Annotated in this window: 19 protein-coding genes; 14 read left to right on the top strand and 5 right to left on the bottom strand. The window is 71.2% G+C overall.

All coding sequences use genetic code 11. The features are described from left to right. Positions 1 to 4: 4 nt before the first annotated feature. Genes ACTOWY_RS05745 through ACTOWY_RS05715 form a run of 7 tightly spaced genes read left to right on the top strand, consistent with a single transcriptional unit; the run spans position 5 to position 5569 of the window. The gene (locus tag ACTOWY_RS05745; RefSeq protein WP_441308550.1) at positions 5 to 2326 is read left to right on the top strand and encodes a carbohydrate binding domain-containing protein; all 2322 of its coding nucleotides are present in this window, start codon (positions 5 to 7) and stop codon (positions 2324 to 2326) included. Between the two features lie 13 nt (positions 2327 to 2339). Further along, positions 2340 to 2807, top strand: a complete 468-nt coding sequence (locus tag ACTOWY_RS05740; protein WP_441308549.1) for a hypothetical protein — start codon at positions 2340 to 2342, stop codon at positions 2805 to 2807. A gap of 8 nt (positions 2808 to 2815) precedes the next feature. After that, on the top strand, positions 2816 to 3346 hold the full coding sequence (locus ACTOWY_RS05735) for a hypothetical protein (protein WP_441308548.1): 531 nt from the start codon (positions 2816 to 2818) through the stop codon (positions 3344 to 3346). Between the two features lie 26 nt (positions 3347 to 3372). Then, on the top strand, positions 3373 to 3630 hold the full coding sequence (locus ACTOWY_RS05730) for a hypothetical protein (protein WP_441308547.1): 258 nt from the start codon (positions 3373 to 3375) through the stop codon (positions 3628 to 3630). Continuing rightward, entirely contained in the window at positions 3627 to 4451 is an 825-nt protein-coding gene (locus ACTOWY_RS05725; protein WP_441308546.1) for a hypothetical protein, read from the top strand. The genes ACTOWY_RS05730 and ACTOWY_RS05725 overlap by 4 nt, the downstream gene beginning before the upstream one ends. Before the next feature lie 39 nt (positions 4452 to 4490). Continuing rightward, on the top strand, positions 4491 to 5342 hold the full coding sequence (locus ACTOWY_RS05720; RefSeq protein ID WP_441308545.1) for an N-acetylmuramoyl-L-alanine amidase: 852 nt from the start codon (positions 4491 to 4493) through the stop codon (positions 5340 to 5342). After that, positions 5339 to 5569: a hypothetical protein gene (locus tag ACTOWY_RS05715; protein WP_441308544.1), complete on the top strand. Its 231-nt coding sequence runs from the start codon at positions 5339 to 5341 to the stop codon at positions 5567 to 5569. The genes ACTOWY_RS05720 and ACTOWY_RS05715 overlap by 4 nt, the downstream gene beginning before the upstream one ends. 240 nt (positions 5570 to 5809) lie before the next feature. On the opposite strand, the gene ACTOWY_RS05710 is transcribed toward ACTOWY_RS05715, so the two are convergent. From ACTOWY_RS05710 to ACTOWY_RS05690, 5 genes are all read right to left on the bottom strand, one after another. Continuing rightward, entirely contained in the window at positions 5810 to 6067 is a 258-nt protein-coding gene (locus tag ACTOWY_RS05710; RefSeq protein ID WP_441308543.1) for a hypothetical protein, read from the bottom strand. After that, entirely contained in the window at positions 6064 to 6348 is a 285-nt protein-coding gene (locus ACTOWY_RS05705) for a hypothetical protein (protein ID WP_441308542.1), read from the bottom strand. Before ACTOWY_RS05705 ends, ACTOWY_RS05710 begins: the two co-directional genes overlap by 4 nt. A 498-nt stretch (positions 6349 to 6846) precedes the next feature. After that, a complete protein-coding gene (locus ACTOWY_RS05700) occupies positions 6847 to 7044 on the bottom strand; it encodes a hypothetical protein (RefSeq protein WP_247762671.1) in 198 nt (65 codons plus the stop codon). After that, positions 7041 to 7322 carry a hypothetical protein gene (locus tag ACTOWY_RS05695; protein WP_441308541.1) on the bottom strand — a complete coding sequence of 94 codons (282 nt, stop codon included), beginning with the start codon at positions 7320 to 7322 and terminating at the stop codon, positions 7041 to 7043. The genes ACTOWY_RS05700 and ACTOWY_RS05695 overlap by 4 nt, the downstream gene beginning before the upstream one ends. 301 nt (positions 7323 to 7623) lie before the next feature. Continuing rightward, on the bottom strand, positions 7624 to 8838 hold the full coding sequence (locus tag ACTOWY_RS05690; RefSeq protein ID WP_441308540.1) for a helix-turn-helix domain-containing protein: 1215 nt from the start codon (positions 8836 to 8838) through the stop codon (positions 7624 to 7626). A gap of 368 nt (positions 8839 to 9206) precedes the next feature. On the opposite strand from ACTOWY_RS05690, the gene ACTOWY_RS05685 reads away from it, so the two are divergent. The 7 genes from ACTOWY_RS05685 to ACTOWY_RS05655 are packed head-to-tail and all read left to right on the top strand — an operon-like array spanning position 9207 to position 16198. Beyond that, on the top strand, positions 9207 to 9893 hold the full coding sequence (locus ACTOWY_RS05685) for a DUF2848 domain-containing protein (protein WP_441308539.1): 687 nt from the start codon (positions 9207 to 9209) through the stop codon (positions 9891 to 9893). 44 nt (positions 9894 to 9937) lie between these two features. After that, a complete protein-coding gene (locus tag ACTOWY_RS05680) occupies positions 9938 to 11536 on the top strand; it encodes an ABC transporter substrate-binding protein (protein WP_441308538.1) in 1599 nt (532 codons plus the stop codon). Beyond that, entirely contained in the window at positions 11533 to 12528 is a 996-nt protein-coding gene (locus tag ACTOWY_RS05675) for an ABC transporter permease (protein ID WP_441308537.1), read from the top strand. Before ACTOWY_RS05680 ends, ACTOWY_RS05675 begins: the two co-directional genes overlap by 4 nt. Continuing rightward, positions 12521 to 13429, top strand: a complete 909-nt coding sequence (locus ACTOWY_RS05670; RefSeq protein ID WP_441308536.1) for an ABC transporter permease — start codon at positions 12521 to 12523, stop codon at positions 13427 to 13429. Before ACTOWY_RS05675 ends, ACTOWY_RS05670 begins: the two co-directional genes overlap by 8 nt. Beyond that, positions 13426 to 14373 (top strand): ABC transporter ATP-binding protein, encoded by a 948-nt coding sequence (locus tag ACTOWY_RS05665; protein ID WP_441308535.1) that lies wholly within the window; start codon positions 13426 to 13428, stop codon positions 14371 to 14373. The genes ACTOWY_RS05670 and ACTOWY_RS05665 overlap by 4 nt, the downstream gene beginning before the upstream one ends. Next, on the top strand, positions 14367 to 15026 hold the full coding sequence (locus ACTOWY_RS05660) for an ABC transporter ATP-binding protein (RefSeq protein ID WP_441308534.1): 660 nt from the start codon (positions 14367 to 14369) through the stop codon (positions 15024 to 15026). Before ACTOWY_RS05665 ends, ACTOWY_RS05660 begins: the two co-directional genes overlap by 7 nt. Continuing rightward, the gene (locus tag ACTOWY_RS05655) at positions 15023 to 16198 is read left to right on the top strand and encodes an aminotransferase class V-fold PLP-dependent enzyme (protein WP_441308533.1); all 1176 of its coding nucleotides are present in this window, start codon (positions 15023 to 15025) and stop codon (positions 16196 to 16198) included. The genes ACTOWY_RS05660 and ACTOWY_RS05655 overlap by 4 nt, the downstream gene beginning before the upstream one ends. The last annotated feature ends 48 nt before the right edge of the window (positions 16199 to 16246 follow it).

Genomic DNA, 16246 nt, shown 5'->3' with positions numbered 1-16246 from the left:
GCTGATGCCGTCGGTGCCCGTGGTCGAAGTCGCCTTCTCCACCGATCCGCTCTCGGTCACTCCGGTGTGGACCGACATCACCCGGCATGTCCTGCTGGACCAGGGCATCGCGATCCGCCGGGGCCGCAGCGACGAGCTGGCCACCATCCAGGCAGGGACCTGCCGGATGAGCCTGGGCAACCGCGACGGCCGTTTCACCCCAGGCAACTCCTCCAGCCCCTACTACCCGTATGTGCGCCGGGGCCGGCGGATGCGCGTGCGCCAGGTCCACGTCGAGACCAACTACATCACCAACCCCAGCATGGAGACCGACGCCGCCGATTGGAGCGCGGCCGGGACGGTGCTGCCCACCGTGGCACAGTCCGCGACCCGCGCCCACCACGGCACCAAGTCGCTGTTGGTCACCTGGGGTACCGGCGGGACCGGCCCGGCCGCCCAGATCACCCTGCTCGGCCTGGAAGTCGGCACGGCCTACACCGCCACCGCGTGGGTGTGGGTCGCGGCCAGCTCGGTGGCGGTGCGCCTGGGCGTCTCCGGCATCGCCACCGGCACCGCCAGCACCACCACCGGCGCCTGGGAGCAGATCAGCTACACCTGGACGGCGACCGCGGTCCAGCACATCCTGCAGCTGACCCCGGCCACCGCGGCGACCTCCGGGCATCAGGTCTGGCTGGATGAGGTGATGGTCGGCGCCGGGTCCAGCCCGGTCACCTTCTCCGCCACCGCCGCGCTCGTCTCCTCCCGCTACAACGGGTTCGTCAACGGCTGGCCGGTGCACTGGCCCGGTGGCGCGCTCATGTCCGCGGTCGACCTCGGCGCCGCCGATCTGTTCCGGCGCCTCAACCAGCGCAAGCTCCGCAGCCTGCTGGAGGAAGAGGTCCTGGTCGACGCGCCGTTGGCCTACTACCCGATGTCCGAGCCCCGCGATTCGCTGTACTGCGGCGACATCTCCGGCAACGCCGGCGGCGCCAGCCTCGGCCTGGTCCAGGCCGGCAGCGGCGGCACCCTGGAGTTCGGCGGCTCCACCGGCCCGGCCGCCGACGGCCTGGCCGCGCCGAAGTTCACCCCCGTCGATGCGAACAACGGGATGTACTTCTTCGCTGATCTGTCCAGTGAGATCGAGGCGGCCACCGCCACCGGGTACATCAGCCTGGAGTGCTGGCTTTCCACCGACACCCAGGGCCGGACGCTGATGATGGTCCGCTCCAGCGACCACGCCTTCAAAGCCACCCTCAGCCTGGAGTCGGGCACCGGCAAACTGAAGATCGTCTTCCGTCAGCAACTGGCCAGCGCCACGGTGGTGTGGAACACCGGCAACTTGGCCGATGGCAGTGTGCACCACGTCGTCTACGAGGAGTCCGGATCCGGCGGGCGGGTGTGGGTCGACGGTGTCGACAAAGGACTCGACGCCGCTGTCCTGTTGCTGGCCAACCTGCGGCGCCTGGAGATCGGCGGCACCGACGGCGTCACCCTGTGGAGTGGGGGCGGGATCAGCCACGTGGCGATCTACGCCACCGGCGGCGGGCTGGGCGGCACACGCATCGGCACGCACAACACCGCCGGTGCCAACGGTTTCGCCGGTGAGGGCGGCAACGCTCGGGCACCGCGGCTGGCCGCCTACGCCGGCGCCATCAGCGTGGCCACCCAGGGATCGACCTGGACCCAGCTGGCATCCCAAGGAGCCGGCGGCAAGACGGTGCTGGCCATGATGCAGGAAGCCGCCGCGACCGAGTCCGCACAGGTTTTCGCCGCCCGCTCCAACGGCATCACCTACCAATCCCGCGACGTGCGCTACAACCGGGCCGCCTCGGTGACCCTGGCCGCGGTCGATCTCGAAGCCGACATCGCCTGGGCCGATGACGATCAGTTCCTGTTCAACGTCGTCAACGGCTCCCGCCCCAACGGACCGGCGATCCGGGTCCGTGACACCGCCTCGATCACCGCGAACGGCACCTACGAATCCGACCTGAATCTGTTGCACTACAACGATTCCAACCTTTTGGACGCGGTCAACTGGCGGTTGAACCGGCACGCCGATCCGGCACCACGGCTCAACAGGCTGCCCATCGAGGGGGCACGCCTGCCCACCGCGACCTACCGGGCGTTGCTGGAGGTGACCATCAGCGACGTCATCGCCGTCACCGGCCTGCAATCCCAGGCCCCCGCCTCCTCGGCCACGGTCACCGTCGAGGGCTACACCGAGCTGATCAAACCCGGCCAGCACTTCTGGTCCTTCGACACCTCCCCGAGCGTGGTGGATCAGGTGTGGGTCCTGGACTCCTCGACCTACTCGGTGCTGGGCACCTCCACCCGGCTGGCCCTATGAGAACGGAGGCGGCATGCCCCCGATCGAGTCCGTTGAGAGCCGGTGGCCAGACCCACCACCGGGCTGGTCCACACAGGACTGGCGCACCACCCCGGCCGCCGAACGCCACCTCCATGTGATGCGCGAGTTGCTGGCCCGCAATGGTTTGCCGAGGCCAACCGGGATGGATGAGACCCAGCAGGTGCACGCGCGCCTGGACCACGGCCGGTGGCTGGTGCAGTGCCCCGGCTGCGCCAGCGCCCAGCACGCCGCGCACAGCGATCCACGGTTCTACTGCGTGAACTGCGGCAACCGCGGCAGCGGCCAGTGGTGGCCGGTGGTGTGGCCGGCCGAACGGACGGAGGTGGAGACCCAGGCGCAGGCCCGCTCCGGCCCAGTGATGTGGGCCCACGCCCAGGACCCCTCGCTCGCTGCCCGGGATGTGCGGCAACGCATCGACCCGCCGCGCCGCCCGGCCCGGCCACCACACCCGGGGAGGTGAGCTGAGCGATGGCAGTTCCCGCACCACGCACCTGGCTGGCCGGGGAAACCGTGAACGCCGGGCACATGAACACCGAGATCAACACCGCGATCACCTGGCTGATCTCCGGATTCCCGCTGTTCCGGGCGGTGCAGTCCGCCTCCCAGGTCATCAACAACACCACGTGGACGAGCCTGACGTTCGCGACCGAGGACATCGACAGGGACAACGGACACTCCACCAGCGTCAACACCAGCCGCTACACCGCCCAAACCGCCGGGCGCTACCGCGTCAACGGCGGGGTCACCTTCAACTTCACCGGCACCTCCATCGTGGCCACCCGCTTGGCCGTCAACGGCACTGCGGTCAACGGCAGCGCGCAGTTCCACGGCAAGTCGAACAACAACTTCAGCTCCGCGCGCACCGACGACATCGTCTACCTGGGCATCGGTGACTACGTCGAGGTGCAGGCCTGGCACGACGCGGGTGCGGCCTGGGGGACCGAGGTCTCCGGCGGGGACGTCGCCCCGCACTTCCGGGCGCAATGGATCTCGTCCTAACAGGACGCCGACCGGTTGAGGTGATCATGGGTGACCTCATCGCGCTGCTCCCCGCGATCGGATCCTTGATCACCGCGCTCGGAGCGACGTTCGCCTTGGTGTACAACACCATTCGCACCAGCCGCCGTGAGCGCCGCCGGGCCGCGGACACCGCATCGACGGCCACCACCGACTCGGTGCTGGAGGCGATGCGCACGGCCACCGAGGACGGTGTGATCACCGCGGAGGAACTCAAAGAGATCATCAACCGCCTGGCCTCCGAGCCCGAGGAGGGCGAGTCGTGACCGATGACCAGCTGCGCGCCGTCGCCGAGCCAGCGGCCGCACGCGCGCGGGACCGCCGCGGCCACCGCTGGAACTGGATCCTCGGTGGCCTCGCTGCCCTGGCCATGGTGGCCTTCGCCGTGCAGTACCTCACCGACCGCGCCGGGCTGCGCTCCGAAGTGGACAGCCTCTCCGCGCGGGCTGAGGTGTTGCAGTCCCACGCGGCCGCAGCCGACGCCGCGGCCCGCGCCCTGGATCAGCAGATCCGCGCGCTCGGGCAGACCCCGGTGGTCACCCCTCGCCCGGACCCGCCCGCCCCGACGCCGGCACGGGGGATCGCCGGGACCACGGTCACCAACGACGGGCGCCTGCTGGTGGCCTACTCCGATGGCGTGACCGAGGACAAGGGCCGCATCCTCGGCAAGGACGGCAAGGACGGGGTCAGCCCGCCAGGCATCACTGGCGCCGAGCTGCTCGACGGCGTGCTGGTGCTGCGCTGGTCGGATGGCCGTGCCGAGATCCTCGGCCGGGTCATCGGCCCCACCGGCGCGACCGGCCGCGGCCTGCGCTCGGTGACCGTGGCCGAGGGGCGCCTGGTGGTCACCTACGACGACGGCACCACCCAGGACGCGGGAGCCCTGCCGCCCGGCCCACCGGGCCCGCCCGGACCGGCGGGTCGCGGGATCACCCGCACCGAGGTGCGCGAGTGCCGCTGGTACGTCACGTACTCCACCGGCGAGACCGAGGACGCGGGACCGGCCTGCGCCACCGCCACCCCCACGACCGTGCCGAGTTCGACACCGAGGGCCAGGCCGACGACGGCACCGACCCGCACCAGGTGACGTCTGGACTTCTGGTTTCGCGACTTGATCGGAGGCCACATGATCGCGTCCCCACACCACAGCAGCCGCCGCGGCGCCCGCGTGCGCCTGGTCGTCCTCCACACCGCCGAGGGCGCCCGCACCGTCGGCGATCTCGGCCGGTTTTTCCAGGGCAAGGTCCCGGCATCCAGCCACGTGGGCATCGACGACCACCGGATCGAGCAGTACGTGCCCTACGACCGCGCGGCGTGGACCCTGCTCTCGGGGAACCCGGTCAGCGACAACGCCGAGCTGTGCGGCTTCGCCAAGTGGACCCGGGCGGAGTGGTTGCAGCGCCCGCGGATGCTCGAACTCGCCGCGCAGTGGATCGGCGAACGCTGCCGCGCGCGGAACATCCCGCTGCGCAAGCTCACCCCCGCGCAGGTCGCCGCCGGGGAGTCCGGAGTGTGCGGGCACCACGACTGGACAGTCGGCAAACGCGAGGGCTCCCACTGGGATCCCGGCCCCCACTTCCCCTGGGACCTGGTGCTGAACCTGGCCGCCGGGGGCCACATCGAGGAGGACGAGTTGCCCACACCGAAAGAGGTCGCCGCCGCGACGCTGGACATGCCGCTGGGGCCGGGCGCCGACCCGGACTCGCTCTCGGCGTTCGTGGTCCGCAACCGCGACGTGGCCGAGAAGATCGACGAGCTGCTGGAGCTGTTCCGCCCCGGCATCGAGGGGGTCCGCCACCACGGGCGCGCGTTCGCGCTCCTGGTCGCGGCCGCCGAACGCGATGAGGTCGACGAAGCCGAGATCGCCGCCGCCCTCGATCTCGCCGAACTCGGCGACCAGGTGCTGGCTGGGCTGTACCGCGCGGCCGCGGACGAACTCGCCCGCCGCCGTCCCGCCGGAGAGGCGGACCCGGCATGACCCAGCCCGTCCCGGCCGGGGACGCCCGGTCCCGCGCGCTGCGCACACTCGGCCAGAACTTGCTGATCGATGTCGGCCTGGCCGTGCTGGTCGTGGCCCTGCCGCTGATCTCGTCCGAGACCATCGCCTGGTCCCTGGTGCTGGCCTCGGTCGGCCGGACCGCGCTGGCGACCGCGGTGGCCTATTTGCACCGCACCCTGGACGCCTACCGCACCGCACAGCGGTAGGCCCGGCTGCTCCTCAGCCGGTCCCACAACAACGCGCCCCACCCTCCCGCGCCGGGAGGGTGGGGCGCGCTTTTTCTTGTGCTGCCCCAGAATCAGGTCCGGTCGGCGTCGATCTTCACCTGGTCGGCCGGGACGGTCTGGTCCATGGTTCCTGCCTCGTGAATCGCGAATCGCGAATCGCGAATCGGTACTTGCCCTGGCACCGCCTGCCGGAGGCTGTCGGGTCAGACCGGCCTGGTGTTACCGCCAGCGTTGACGCTGCTCCGCCTCGTCCTGCTCGATCTTCCGGTGGCAGTCCTCGCACACCTCCACCACCGGCGCGTCCGACAGCGGCGGGGTCAGCGGGCTGCGGTCGAGCAGCTCCACGACCGACACCACCCAGCAGCACCGCGCCGAGACCACCGGCAGGGCGCTGTCCAGCGTGGCCGAGTACACCTGGTGCGCCCGCTCGACGGTGCCGGACTTGCCGCGTACCCACCGGTACAGCGGGCTGGTCACCCGTACCGCCACAGCGTGCTGGGCTGCTCGCGCGCGCCGCGCGGCCGCGCGGCCGGGTCGGGCAGTAGTGACCCGATCTCCACCATGCACGCCCCGCAGCCCGGTGACACGGGGCCGGTCAGCACCGTCCAGCAGGTCGTGGGCGCGGTGTGTGTGCAGACCGCGCTGAGGCTCTTCTTCGTCGAGTCCGTGACCTCGGTCAGCATCATCGCGTGGGCCAGGCCGTCATAGGTGCTGCGCCGCCACACGCACGGCACGGGCGCTGGTGTCGGTGTGCTCATGCTGACCCCCGCGCGGAGACGGCGACGGGTGGGGGGCCGGAGGCCGCCGCCGTCTCCACTGCCCGACCGCGCCGCACGGGGTGGTGCCCGTGTGCTGCGGTCGGATCCGACGGCCGAGGGGGGAATGCCGCCGGGGTTGGTGGGGCGGAGACGGGAGCAGGCAGGCCACCGCCCCGCTCGACCGTCCCCACCCATGCGCCGCGCCGGCCAGCACGGCGCACCACCACACGGGACCCAGCCAGCACGACCTGGGATCCCGCTACCGGCCCTGCGCCCACACAAAACGCAGGGACCGGATCCTGTTCAACCTGGGTGCTGGCGGTGAGGCCAGCCTCGCGGAACTGCCGCACCAGACTCGGCGTCGAGTCACGTCCTCGCAGGACGCGGGTGGCATGGCGGGCGGCCGCGCGCCGGAGGGTTGCGCGCACCGGCTCGGACACCAACGCCCGGTAGGCCAGCGCGAGGACCGGCAGCAGCACCGCCACCCGGAAGACCAGCTCATCCATTGTTCGACTCCCGCCGGACCGGGCTGGGATACATCGGCAGGGAGGTCGCGTCCTCGCGGTCGAGCAGCTCGGCCACCGACACCGAGCCGGGGAAGACAGCGGGCCGCCCGCCGCGGCGGATCGCCAGCACCGCAAACAGCGGCACCCCGACCGCCGCCGTGATGGCGACGAACCACAGGGCCGCGCTCATCGCGGCCGCCGCTTGGGTTTGCCCCGGCCGTCAAAGTCGGGTGCCCAGCCCTCGCCGGGCTCTTCTGCACCGTGCGACCACGACTTCGGGAGCGCGGCGATCACGTGATTGCGGTGCCGCGCCCCCTCCTCCGCCGAGAGGATGACGGGCTCGTCCGCACCGATCTGGAGATGAAGCCGGTCGTCGGGAAGCTGTCGAGTGGTGATGGCCCGCGGCTGTCCCTGTCGGCCGACGCCGACAGCCCGCCGTTCCGGGCCTGGAAGTTGCTGTTCTGTCATCGCCCTGCCTCCCCACCTGTCGGCTGAACAGGAAGGCCCCCGGGTCGCTATGTGGGGACACGCGACCCGGGGGCCCGTCTCAGGAGTGCGGGGCAGAGCCTCCGCCATCGGCGAGCACGTCGGTGGGGACCGGAGCACCTGGCCACAGGCAGTCCGTGTCGGAGCACAGCATGCCGTACTCGACGGGGAAGCTGGAATTTCCGTCCATCGCGACTTCTCCTTCTGTCACGACGAACGGTATGACCAGCAAAAACGCGCTTGTGCCCTACAAGGGCACAAGCGCGTTGTTCGCTCGGACGGGTTAAGCGGTCATCCCCATGCGGTACGCGAGACCCCGAAGATCGTGACTGACAGCTTCTCGGCACACCCGGTTGAGCAGCCCCGTGACGGTGGCCCTCGCGAAGTTGTTCGACCGCACCCGAAGCGGGGCCAACGCCTCGCCCTTGCGGAACTCCGCAACTGCATCGGCCTCACGTCCACGCACCTCGGCAAGTGCCCGGCCGCGGTCGATACAGAACTTCGCCGCGCGCTCCGGGTTGGTGATCGCGGCAAGGTTGACGCTGTCGCCGAACCGAATCGACTCCTCGTAGTCGCCACGTTCCAGAGCCGTGCTCGCCTGGTAGAGGAGCACGTTCGTCGGGCCGAAGGTCGCGACAGTCGGACTACAGTCACCAGCCCGCTTGGCCACCTCCGCGGCTGCGGCCAGTCGCTCGTCCGCCTCGGCCGCACGGCCGGTGACCGCAGCGGTGAGCGCGGAGACCAGGCACAGCGAGCCGTATGCGGCGATGGCTGGGTCACCCTCGATCCGGCCTGTGAGCGACCGGGCCACGTCGGCGCTCTCGGACGCGATGCGATAGGCGTGCGCCATCGCGTCGTTGCCCATGGGCAGAAGAGCGTGAGCCAACGAGAACTTAGCGACCGCCGTCCACCCGTCACCCAGTTCGGTCGCAACCTGAACCGCGCGATCTGATGCGGTGTACGCCTCCATCGAATAGGAGAAGGCGTGCATCAGCGCCGACGCCGAAACGAGCGTGTGGATCAGCGCCTGCATGGCCTCGACACGCTCTTCGCCTCGTTCCTGGACGACCGCCGTGTGAAGTCCAGTCACCAAGCTGGGGAGAATCCGGCCGAGCGCGGCGAAATCACAATCGGTTCGGTACCCGATCGCTTGTTGCGTTTCCGCAACCAACTGCCGCACCGGCCGCCTGGCCCCCTCGGCAGGCTTGCCGAACTCTGTGGTGACCAAGGCGACCCGGAGCGCTGGAAGTGTGGCTTGCGCTTCAGCCATGGCCGGGTCGGTCGACTGCGAAGGCTGGCCGGTCAATGCGGACGGCGCAACTTCGAACGCGGCCGCCAGCGCGCAGATCGTGCTACGCGAATTCAGCGGCTGCTCGTCTCGTTCCAGGCGTCCGTAGTAGGAGGCGCTGATTCCGGCCAGCCCGGCGATCTGCCGCATGTTCTTGCCGCGGATCGCGCGCAGTTCGCGCAGGCGTTGACCATCTGTCAGTTCGTGCACGGGTGTCCCCTTCCGCGCCTAACGTGGCCTTCACGATAGCGCCCCCGGCGACGCCCCGGGCAGGTGCCGTCAACGGACTGTTGCCAAGCAGCTACCCAGGGGCGCGCCGCCCGAGGCTCGTTCGTCCCAGAAATCCACCCAGTTGAACCCGCTCGAAGATCAGCATCACGCGCGGCCCTGTGCAGGTCAGCGACGTGTCAGGGGCGCTTGACGCCCGGCTTTCTACGACAAGCGGTACACAGCGAAGTCGTACCACTCAAGGGCAGTGCCACTGAGGCTCGCGGTGAAGGCCCTGATCAGGGATCGCCGGTTATGCATGCCTAATACTTGCTGTATACAAGACGTATGCGCAAGAGCGGAGAGGCACGATGACCCAACTCAGCTTCGAACTGCCCGGCGGCGAGACCGTCCGGACCACGGTGAACACGCTGCTCAACGCCGGGTACGCCGGGCGCAGCCAGGCCGAGGTGGCCGCGCACGTGGCCGAGCTGGCCGAGCTGGGCGTGCCCGCGCCGAGCGTCACCCCGTGCCTCTACCCGGTCGCGCCCTACCTGGCCCAGCAGACCGGCGAGGTGCCGGTGCAGCACGAGCGGACCTCCGGCGAGGCCGAGTGGGCCCTGGTCATCACCGAGGCCGGGGTGCTGCTCACGGTGGCCTGCGACCACACCGACCGCGCCCTGGAGGTGCACGGCGTGGCCTGGAGCAAGCAGGCCGGGCCGGATGTGCTGGGCAGGCAGGCCTGGCGCCTGGACGAGGTGGCCGACCGGGTGGACCGGCTCACCCTGACCGCCTGGGTCACCGGCGCCGACGGCGTCGAGCGGCTGATCCAGCAGGGCAGCATGGGCGATCTGCTCACCCCGGCCTACTGGCTGGAGCGGCTGCGCGCGGACGGACTGGCCGAACCGGGCACCGTGCTGCTCTCCGGCACCATCCCGATGCGGCCCGGCGTGGACCAGTTCGCCGACGCCTGGCGGGTCGAGCTGGGCGATCCGGACACCGGCGCGCGCATTTCCTGTGCCTACACCGTGCGAAGGCTGCCTGCGCCAGTCGGCTGAACCGGGGGTGCTAATGCAAGAGAGTGGCAGCTAGGGTCTGCGGCGTGAAGCGCCGACAGGTTGCCCTCCTGCTGCCCACCGTGATCGCATCCGTCGCGGTCGCCGCCGCCTGCACCACGCCGACGGCGGCGCCCGACCGCAAGGCGGGCACGGACCGCACCGCGATGACCCTCGCCGACGGCTACGAGCCGGAAAGCCTCAACCCGCTGCTCGGCTACGGCGAGGAAGGCGTGTCCAAGCTCTTCGACGGCCTGGTCGAGCACCAGGCGGACCGCTCGGTGCGCCCGGTGCTGGCCGCCGACCTGCCCAAGCCCGGACCGGACGGCAAATCCTGGACGGTGAAGCTGCGCACCGGGATCAAGTTCCACGACGGCACCCCGTTCACCGCCGAGGACGTGGTGGCCACCTACCGCGCGGTGCTCGACCCGGCCTACGCCTCGACCGTGAAGTCCTCCTTCGGCATGCTCACCGGTGTTGTGCAGGTCGACCCGGAGACCGTGCGGTTCGACCTCGCCTACCCCTACACCCCGTTCGCGCACAAGCTGGTGCTCGGCATCGTGCCGAACGAGGCCCTCGCCCAGCCCGGCCCGCTGGACAAGAACCCCTTCGGCGCCAAGCCGGTCGGCACCGGCCCGTACAAGCTGGAGGAGTGGCGCAAGGGCGAGAAGATGGTGCTGGCCGCCAACGACGCCTACTTCGAGCGGGTGCCCAAGGTCCGCAAGGTCACCGTGGTCTTCGCCACCGACGACAACGCGCGCGCCCAGCGGATGAAGGCCGGGGAGTTCGACGGCACCGCGCTGCCGCCCGCGCTGGCCAAGACCTTCGAGGGCAACGGTTACCGGCAGATCACCCACCGCAGCGCGGACTACCGCACGGTCACCATGCCGATGGCCAACCCGGTCACCGCGGACAAGGGCTTGCGACTGGCGCTCAACCACGCGGTGGACCGGCAGGGCATGATCAACGCCTTCCTGGCCGGCAAGGGCGCGCCCGCGTCCACGCCGATCCCGCAGGCGCTGCCGGAGTTCGTCGAGCCCGCCGCGCAGTTCCGGTTCGACCGGCCCGAGGCCGAGCGGATCCTGGACCAGACCGGCTGGGTCAAGCGGGACAACGGAATGCGCGCCCGCGGCGACCTCGCGGCCAGCTTCACGCTGATGTACCCGGTGGGCGACGCGGTGCGCAAGGACCTCGCGCAGGCCTTCGCCTCCGACGCCAAGGCGGTCGGCATCGAGGTCAGGCTGGAGGGCCTGGGCTGGGAGGCGATCGAGCCGCGGATGGGCCGGGACGCCCTGGTGCTGGGCGGTGGCAACCCGTTCGACCCGGACCTGAAGTCCTACCCGTTGCTGCACAGCAGTTTCGGCGGCGATGGCTTCAACAACCCGGGCCGCTACTCGAATCCGGCCGTGGACCGCGCCCTGGAAGCCGGTCGCCGCGAGGCCGATCCGGCCCAGCGGGTGGCCCAGTACCGGGAGTTCCAGCGCGCCTACGCCGCTGACCCCGGCATGGTGTTCCTGGCCTTCCTGGACCACACCTACGTGGTGCGCGAGGGCTGGACCGGCTACCAGGAAGTGGTCGACCCGCACACGCACGGCCTCACCTGGGGCCCGTGGTGGAACCTCCAGGACTGGACCCCGCAGGGGTGAGCGCCGGCGCTCCCAGCCGGGCCAGGGCCATCGGGCTGCTCGCCCTGCGCAGGCTGGCCTTCGCGATCCCGGTGCTGCTGGTGGTCGCGGTCGCGGTGTTCCTGCTCGGCGCCGCCTCCCCGTTCGACCCGGTGTACCAGTACTACGGGGTGCAGATCTTCGGCGCGGGCGCGGCGGACCTGGCCGCGGCGCGGGCCCAGCTCGGGCTCGACGATTCGGTGTTCGTCCAATTCGGACGGTGGGCCGGGACCCTGCTCAGCGGGGATCTGGGCGCCAGCCGGTCCTTCCGGCAGCCGGTGGCCGAGGTGATCGCCGAACGACTGCCCTGGACCCTGCTGCTGGTCACCGCAGGCCTGCTGCTGGCGGTGCTGATCGCGCTGGTGTTCGGGGTGCTCGCGGCCTGGCGGCAGGGTGGCTGGCTGGACCGGGCGGTGACCGCGACCGGCCATGCGCTGGAAGGGATTCCGCCGTTCGTGCTCGGCCTGGTCGCGGTGGCGGTGTTCACCCTCGGCCTGGGCTGGCTGCCCGGCGGCGGGCTCACCGACGCCGGTGCGGAGGCGAGTGCCGGCCAGGTGGCCGCGCACCTGGTGCTGCCCGCGGTGGTGCTCGGGGTGTCGCAGTCGCCGTGGCTGATCCTGCACATCCGGCAGTCGCTGCTGACCGTGCTGGCCGAGGACCACGTGACCGGCGCGCGGGCGCGCGGGCTGGGCGAGTCGATGGTGGTGCTGCGGCACGCGCTGCCGACCGCGTTGCTGCCGTTCGTGACCCTGCTCGGGGCGCGGGTGCCGGAGCTGGTGACCGGGGCGGTGCTGGTCGAGGAGGTCTTCTCCTGGCCGGGAGTGGCCGGGGCGGTGGTGAAATCGGCGCTGGCGGTGGACTTCCCGCTGCTGGTCGCGTTGTCGTTGCTGGCGACCGCGGCGGTGCTGATCGGCTCGCTGCTGGCCGATGTGGCCGCCGCGCTGCTGGACCCGAGGGTGGCCACCGATGGCTGAAGGTCAAGTGCTGGAACGGGAATGGCGATCGGCCGCGCGCAAGCGGGCCGGTACGCCGCGGGGCAAAGGCGCGGCGGGACGGGCCCGGCTGCGGTTGTGGCTGGGCCTTGGCACCATGCTGGGGCTGGTGCTGGGCGCGATCCTGTTGCCCTGGCTGGGTGGACTGGACGAGTCCGTTGTGGACTATCACTCGATCCGGCTGGGCCCCAGTGCCGAGCACCCCTTCGGCACCGACGGCGGTGGGCGGGACCTGCTGCTGCGGACCTTCGCCGGACTGCGCGTCTCGCTGCTCGTGGCGGCGCTGTGCGCGGTGCTGTCCACCGTGCTCGGGGTGCTCATCGGCGGGCTGTCCGGACTCCTCGGCGGCTGGCCGGACCGGTTGCTGATGCGACTGGTCGACACCGTCAACGCGGTGCCACACCTGTTGCTGGGCATCGTGATCGTCGCGCTCTACCGGGGCAGCCTGACCGCGGTGGTCGCCTCGATCGCGCTGACGCACTGGACCACGGTGGCCCGGATCGTGCGCGCCGAGGTGCTCTCGTTGCGGCAGCGGCCCTTCGTGGACGCGGCGATCTCCGGCGGCTCCTCCCGGTGGCGGGTGCTGCGGCGGCACCTGCTGCCCGCGGTGGTGCCGCAGGCGGCGGTGTCCGCGGTGCTGTTGCTGCCGCACGCGGTGTGGCACGAGACCGCGCTGAGCTTCCTCGGCCTCGGCCTGCCACCGCACCTGGCCAGCATCGGCAACATCCTCACCGAAGGCAGGCAGGCCGTGCTGCTGGGCGCCTGGTGGATCGTGGCCCTGCCCTCGGTGGTGCTGGTGGTGGCCACCCTGGCGGTCTCCGGGGTGGCCGCGGTGTGGCGGGACCGCCTCGTCCCGCGCCGACGATCGGAGCTGGCGCTGTGAGCCCCCTGCTGGATGTGCGTGCGCTGTCCGTGCGGTTCCGGCTCGGCCGGGGCAGGCCCGAGGTGCACGCGGTCACCGACGTCTCCTTCGCATTGGCCCCCGGCGAGTTGCTCGCGCTGGTGGGCGAGAGCGGGTGCGGCAAGTCGGTACTGGCCTCGGCGCTGCTGGGCTTGTTGCCGGGCAACGCGATCCTGCGGGGCGAGGCGGTGCTAGCGACCCCAGGGCAGCAGCCGGTCGAACTGGTGAGCGCGCCGGAAAGCGTGTTGTCGCAACGAGTGCGCGGGCGGCTCGTGGGCCTGGTGCCGCAGTCTGCGGCCGCGCACCTGACACCGGTGCGCACCGCGGGGGCGCAACTGGTCGAGGCGGTGCGGGTGCTGCGGCCCGAGGAGCCCGACCCGCACTGGATCGCGGAGGGCCTGGCGGAGCGGGTCGGGCTGGATCCGGTGTTCCTGAAGCGGTATCCGCACGAGCTGTCCGGCGGCACCGCGCAACGCGTGGCGGTCGCCCTCGCGCTGGCCGGGGACCCGCCGGTGGTGCTGGCCGATGAGCCCACCGCCGGACTGGACCGCCCCCTGGTCGAGCGGACCGTGGACCTCCTGGCCGGACTGGCCGAGGAGGGCCGGGCGGTGCTGCTGATCACGCACGACCTGGCCGCGGCCAGCCGGGTGGCCACCGACCTCGCGGTGATGTACGCGAGCAGACTGGTCGAACGCGGCCCGGCCGCCGAACTCTTCGGCACGCCCTGGCATCCCTACACCGAAGGGCTGCTCGGCGCGTTGCCCACCGGCGGATTCCGGGCTATTCCTGGACATCCGCCGGAGCTGACCGCGCTGCCCGAGGGCTGCGCGTTCCGGCCGCGGTGTCCGGTGGCCGCGGACTGCGGCGGGAACCCGGAGCTGGTACGGCACGGAGATCGCTACCTCGCCTGCGGGCAACCGTGCTGAGCGGGACCGGCCTGGTCGCCGGATACCGCGTCGGGGTGCCCGTGCTGTCCGAAGTGGACATTCAGATCGCGCGCGGTGAAGTGGTCGGGCTCGCCGGGCCCAGTGGGTGTGGCAAGTCGACCCTGGCCAGGGTGCTGACCTTGCTGATGGCGCCGTGGGCCGGGCAGGTCAGCGTGGACGGCGAGCCGGTGCGCGGGTTCCGGCACGCCGCGCCGCGGGCCCAGCGGACCGCGATCGGAGTGGTCTTCCAGCAGCCCCGGCTCAGCGTGGACCCGCGCTTCACCCTGCACCAGATCGTGGCCGAACCCTTGCGCGCCAACCGGAAACACCCGGTGGACGAGCGGGTGGCCGAGCTGACCGACCAGGTCGGGCTCACCGCGGAACTGCTGCGCAGACGGCCGCACGAGGTCAGCGACGGGCAACTGCAACGGGCCTGCCTGGCCAGGGCGCTCGCCCTCGAACCGCGCTACCTGGTCTGCGACGAGATGACCGCGATGCTGGACGCCTCCACCACCGCCGCACTGGTCGGCGTGGTGGCCGACCACAGCAACTCCACCGGAACCGGGGTGCTGGCGATCAGCCACGACGAGCCGCTGCTGTCGGTGTGGGCGGACCGGGTGGTGCGGTGGCAGATGACAGGGGAGGAACAGTGATCGATCTCGACCGGGTCCGCGCGGACACACCGGGCTGCCAGGAGCAGGTTTTCCTGGACAGCGCGGGAAGTTCGCTGCCACCCGAACCCGTGCTGGCCGAGGTCGTCGGTCACCTGAAACGGGAAGCGGAGGTCGGCGGCTACCGGGCGGCGGCCGAACGGGGCGCGGACCTGGACGCGGGATACCAGGTCGCCGCGGACTTCTTCGGTTGCGCGCCAACCGATATCGCCTTCACCGACAGCGCCACCCGGTCCTGGCTGCTCGGCATGTCCGCGGTGCCACTGGCCGCGGGCGACCGGATCCTTCTCAGCCAGGTCGAGTACGGCAGCAACGCGATCGGGCTGATGCAGCGGGCCGAGGAGGTCGGCGCCACCGTCGAACTGGTGCCCAGCGCCGCGGACGGCGCGATCTGCGTGCGAGCGCTCAAGGAACTCCTGGACGAGCGGGTCAAGCTGGTCTCGGTGGTGCACATGCCCACCAACGGCGGGCTGGTCAACCCGGCCAAGGAGATCATCGACGCCGCGCACGAGGTCGGCGCGCTCACCCTCCTGGACGCCTGCCAGACCGCCGGGCAGCGGCGGGTGCGACTGGACGAGCTGGGCGCGGACCTGATCTCGGTCACCGGCCGCAAATGGCTGCGCGGGCCACGCGGCACCGGGGTGCTCATCGTCAATCCCGTTGCCGCGCACCGGCTCCGGCCGCCGCTGATCGACCAGCACTCGGCCGACTGGATCGGGCTCGGCCAGTGGACCCTGCGCCCGGACGCCCGCGTGCACGAGCTGTGGGAGTACTCCGTGGCCGACCGGCTCGGCCTGATCGCGGCCCTGCGGTACGCCGATGAGCTGGGTATCGACGACATCCAGGCCGCCGTGGTCGAACGCGCCGAACTGCTGCGCGCCGAACTGTCCGCACTGCCCGGGGTCACCGTGCACGACCTGGGCACCGAACGCGGCGGGATCGTCAGCTTCAGCCTGGCCGGGATGGACGGCATGGACGTCAAGAAAGCCTTGCTGGCCAAGAACATCACCCTGTCCGTCGGCGGACCCACCGGGGCGCTGCTGGACATGACCGCGCGCGGGCTGAGCCAGGTGATCCGGGCCTCGCCGCACTACTTCGTCAGCCACGCCCAGCTCACCCGGTTCGTGGCCGCCGTCGCCGCCCTCACCGGCTGACCGAACGCGGGGCCACCGTCCGAAGTGGACGGTGACCCCGCGGGTTCA

The sequence above is a fragment of the Crossiella sp. CA198 genome, assembly GCF_052078295.1.
Taxonomy (GTDB): domain Bacteria; phylum Actinomycetota; class Actinomycetes; order Mycobacteriales; family Pseudonocardiaceae; genus Crossiella.
This window is presented reverse-complemented; position numbering and strand designations above follow the sequence as displayed.

Coding starts and splice junctions, on each gene's coding strand:
- ACTOWY_RS05720 (WP_441308545.1), top strand. CDS start 4,491: ATGATCGCGTCCCCACACCACAGCAGCCGCCGCGGCGCCCGCGTGCGC.
- ACTOWY_RS05700 (WP_247762671.1), bottom strand. CDS start 7,044: ATGAGCGCGGCCCTGTGGTTCGTCGCCATCACGGCGGCGGTCGGGGTG.
- ACTOWY_RS05745 (WP_441308550.1), top strand. CDS start 5: ATGCCGTCGGTGCCCGTGGTCGAAGTCGCCTTCTCCACCGATCCGCTC.
- ACTOWY_RS05735 (WP_441308548.1), top strand. CDS start 2,816: ATGGCAGTTCCCGCACCACGCACCTGGCTGGCCGGGGAAACCGTGAAC.
- ACTOWY_RS05695 (WP_441308541.1), bottom strand. CDS start 7,322: ATGACAGAACAGCAACTTCCAGGCCCGGAACGGCGGGCTGTCGGCGTC.
- ACTOWY_RS05740 (WP_441308549.1), top strand. CDS start 2,340: ATGCCCCCGATCGAGTCCGTTGAGAGCCGGTGGCCAGACCCACCACCG.
- ACTOWY_RS05705 (WP_441308542.1), bottom strand. CDS start 6,348: ATGAGCACACCGACACCAGCGCCCGTGCCGTGCGTGTGGCGGCGCAGC.
- ACTOWY_RS05730 (WP_441308547.1), top strand. CDS start 3,373: ATGGGTGACCTCATCGCGCTGCTCCCCGCGATCGGATCCTTGATCACC.
- ACTOWY_RS05685 (WP_441308539.1), top strand. CDS start 9,207: ATGACCCAACTCAGCTTCGAACTGCCCGGCGGCGAGACCGTCCGGACC.
- ACTOWY_RS05670 (WP_441308536.1), top strand. CDS start 12,521: ATGGCTGAAGGTCAAGTGCTGGAACGGGAATGGCGATCGGCCGCGCGC.
- ACTOWY_RS05715 (WP_441308544.1), top strand. CDS start 5,339: ATGACCCAGCCCGTCCCGGCCGGGGACGCCCGGTCCCGCGCGCTGCGC.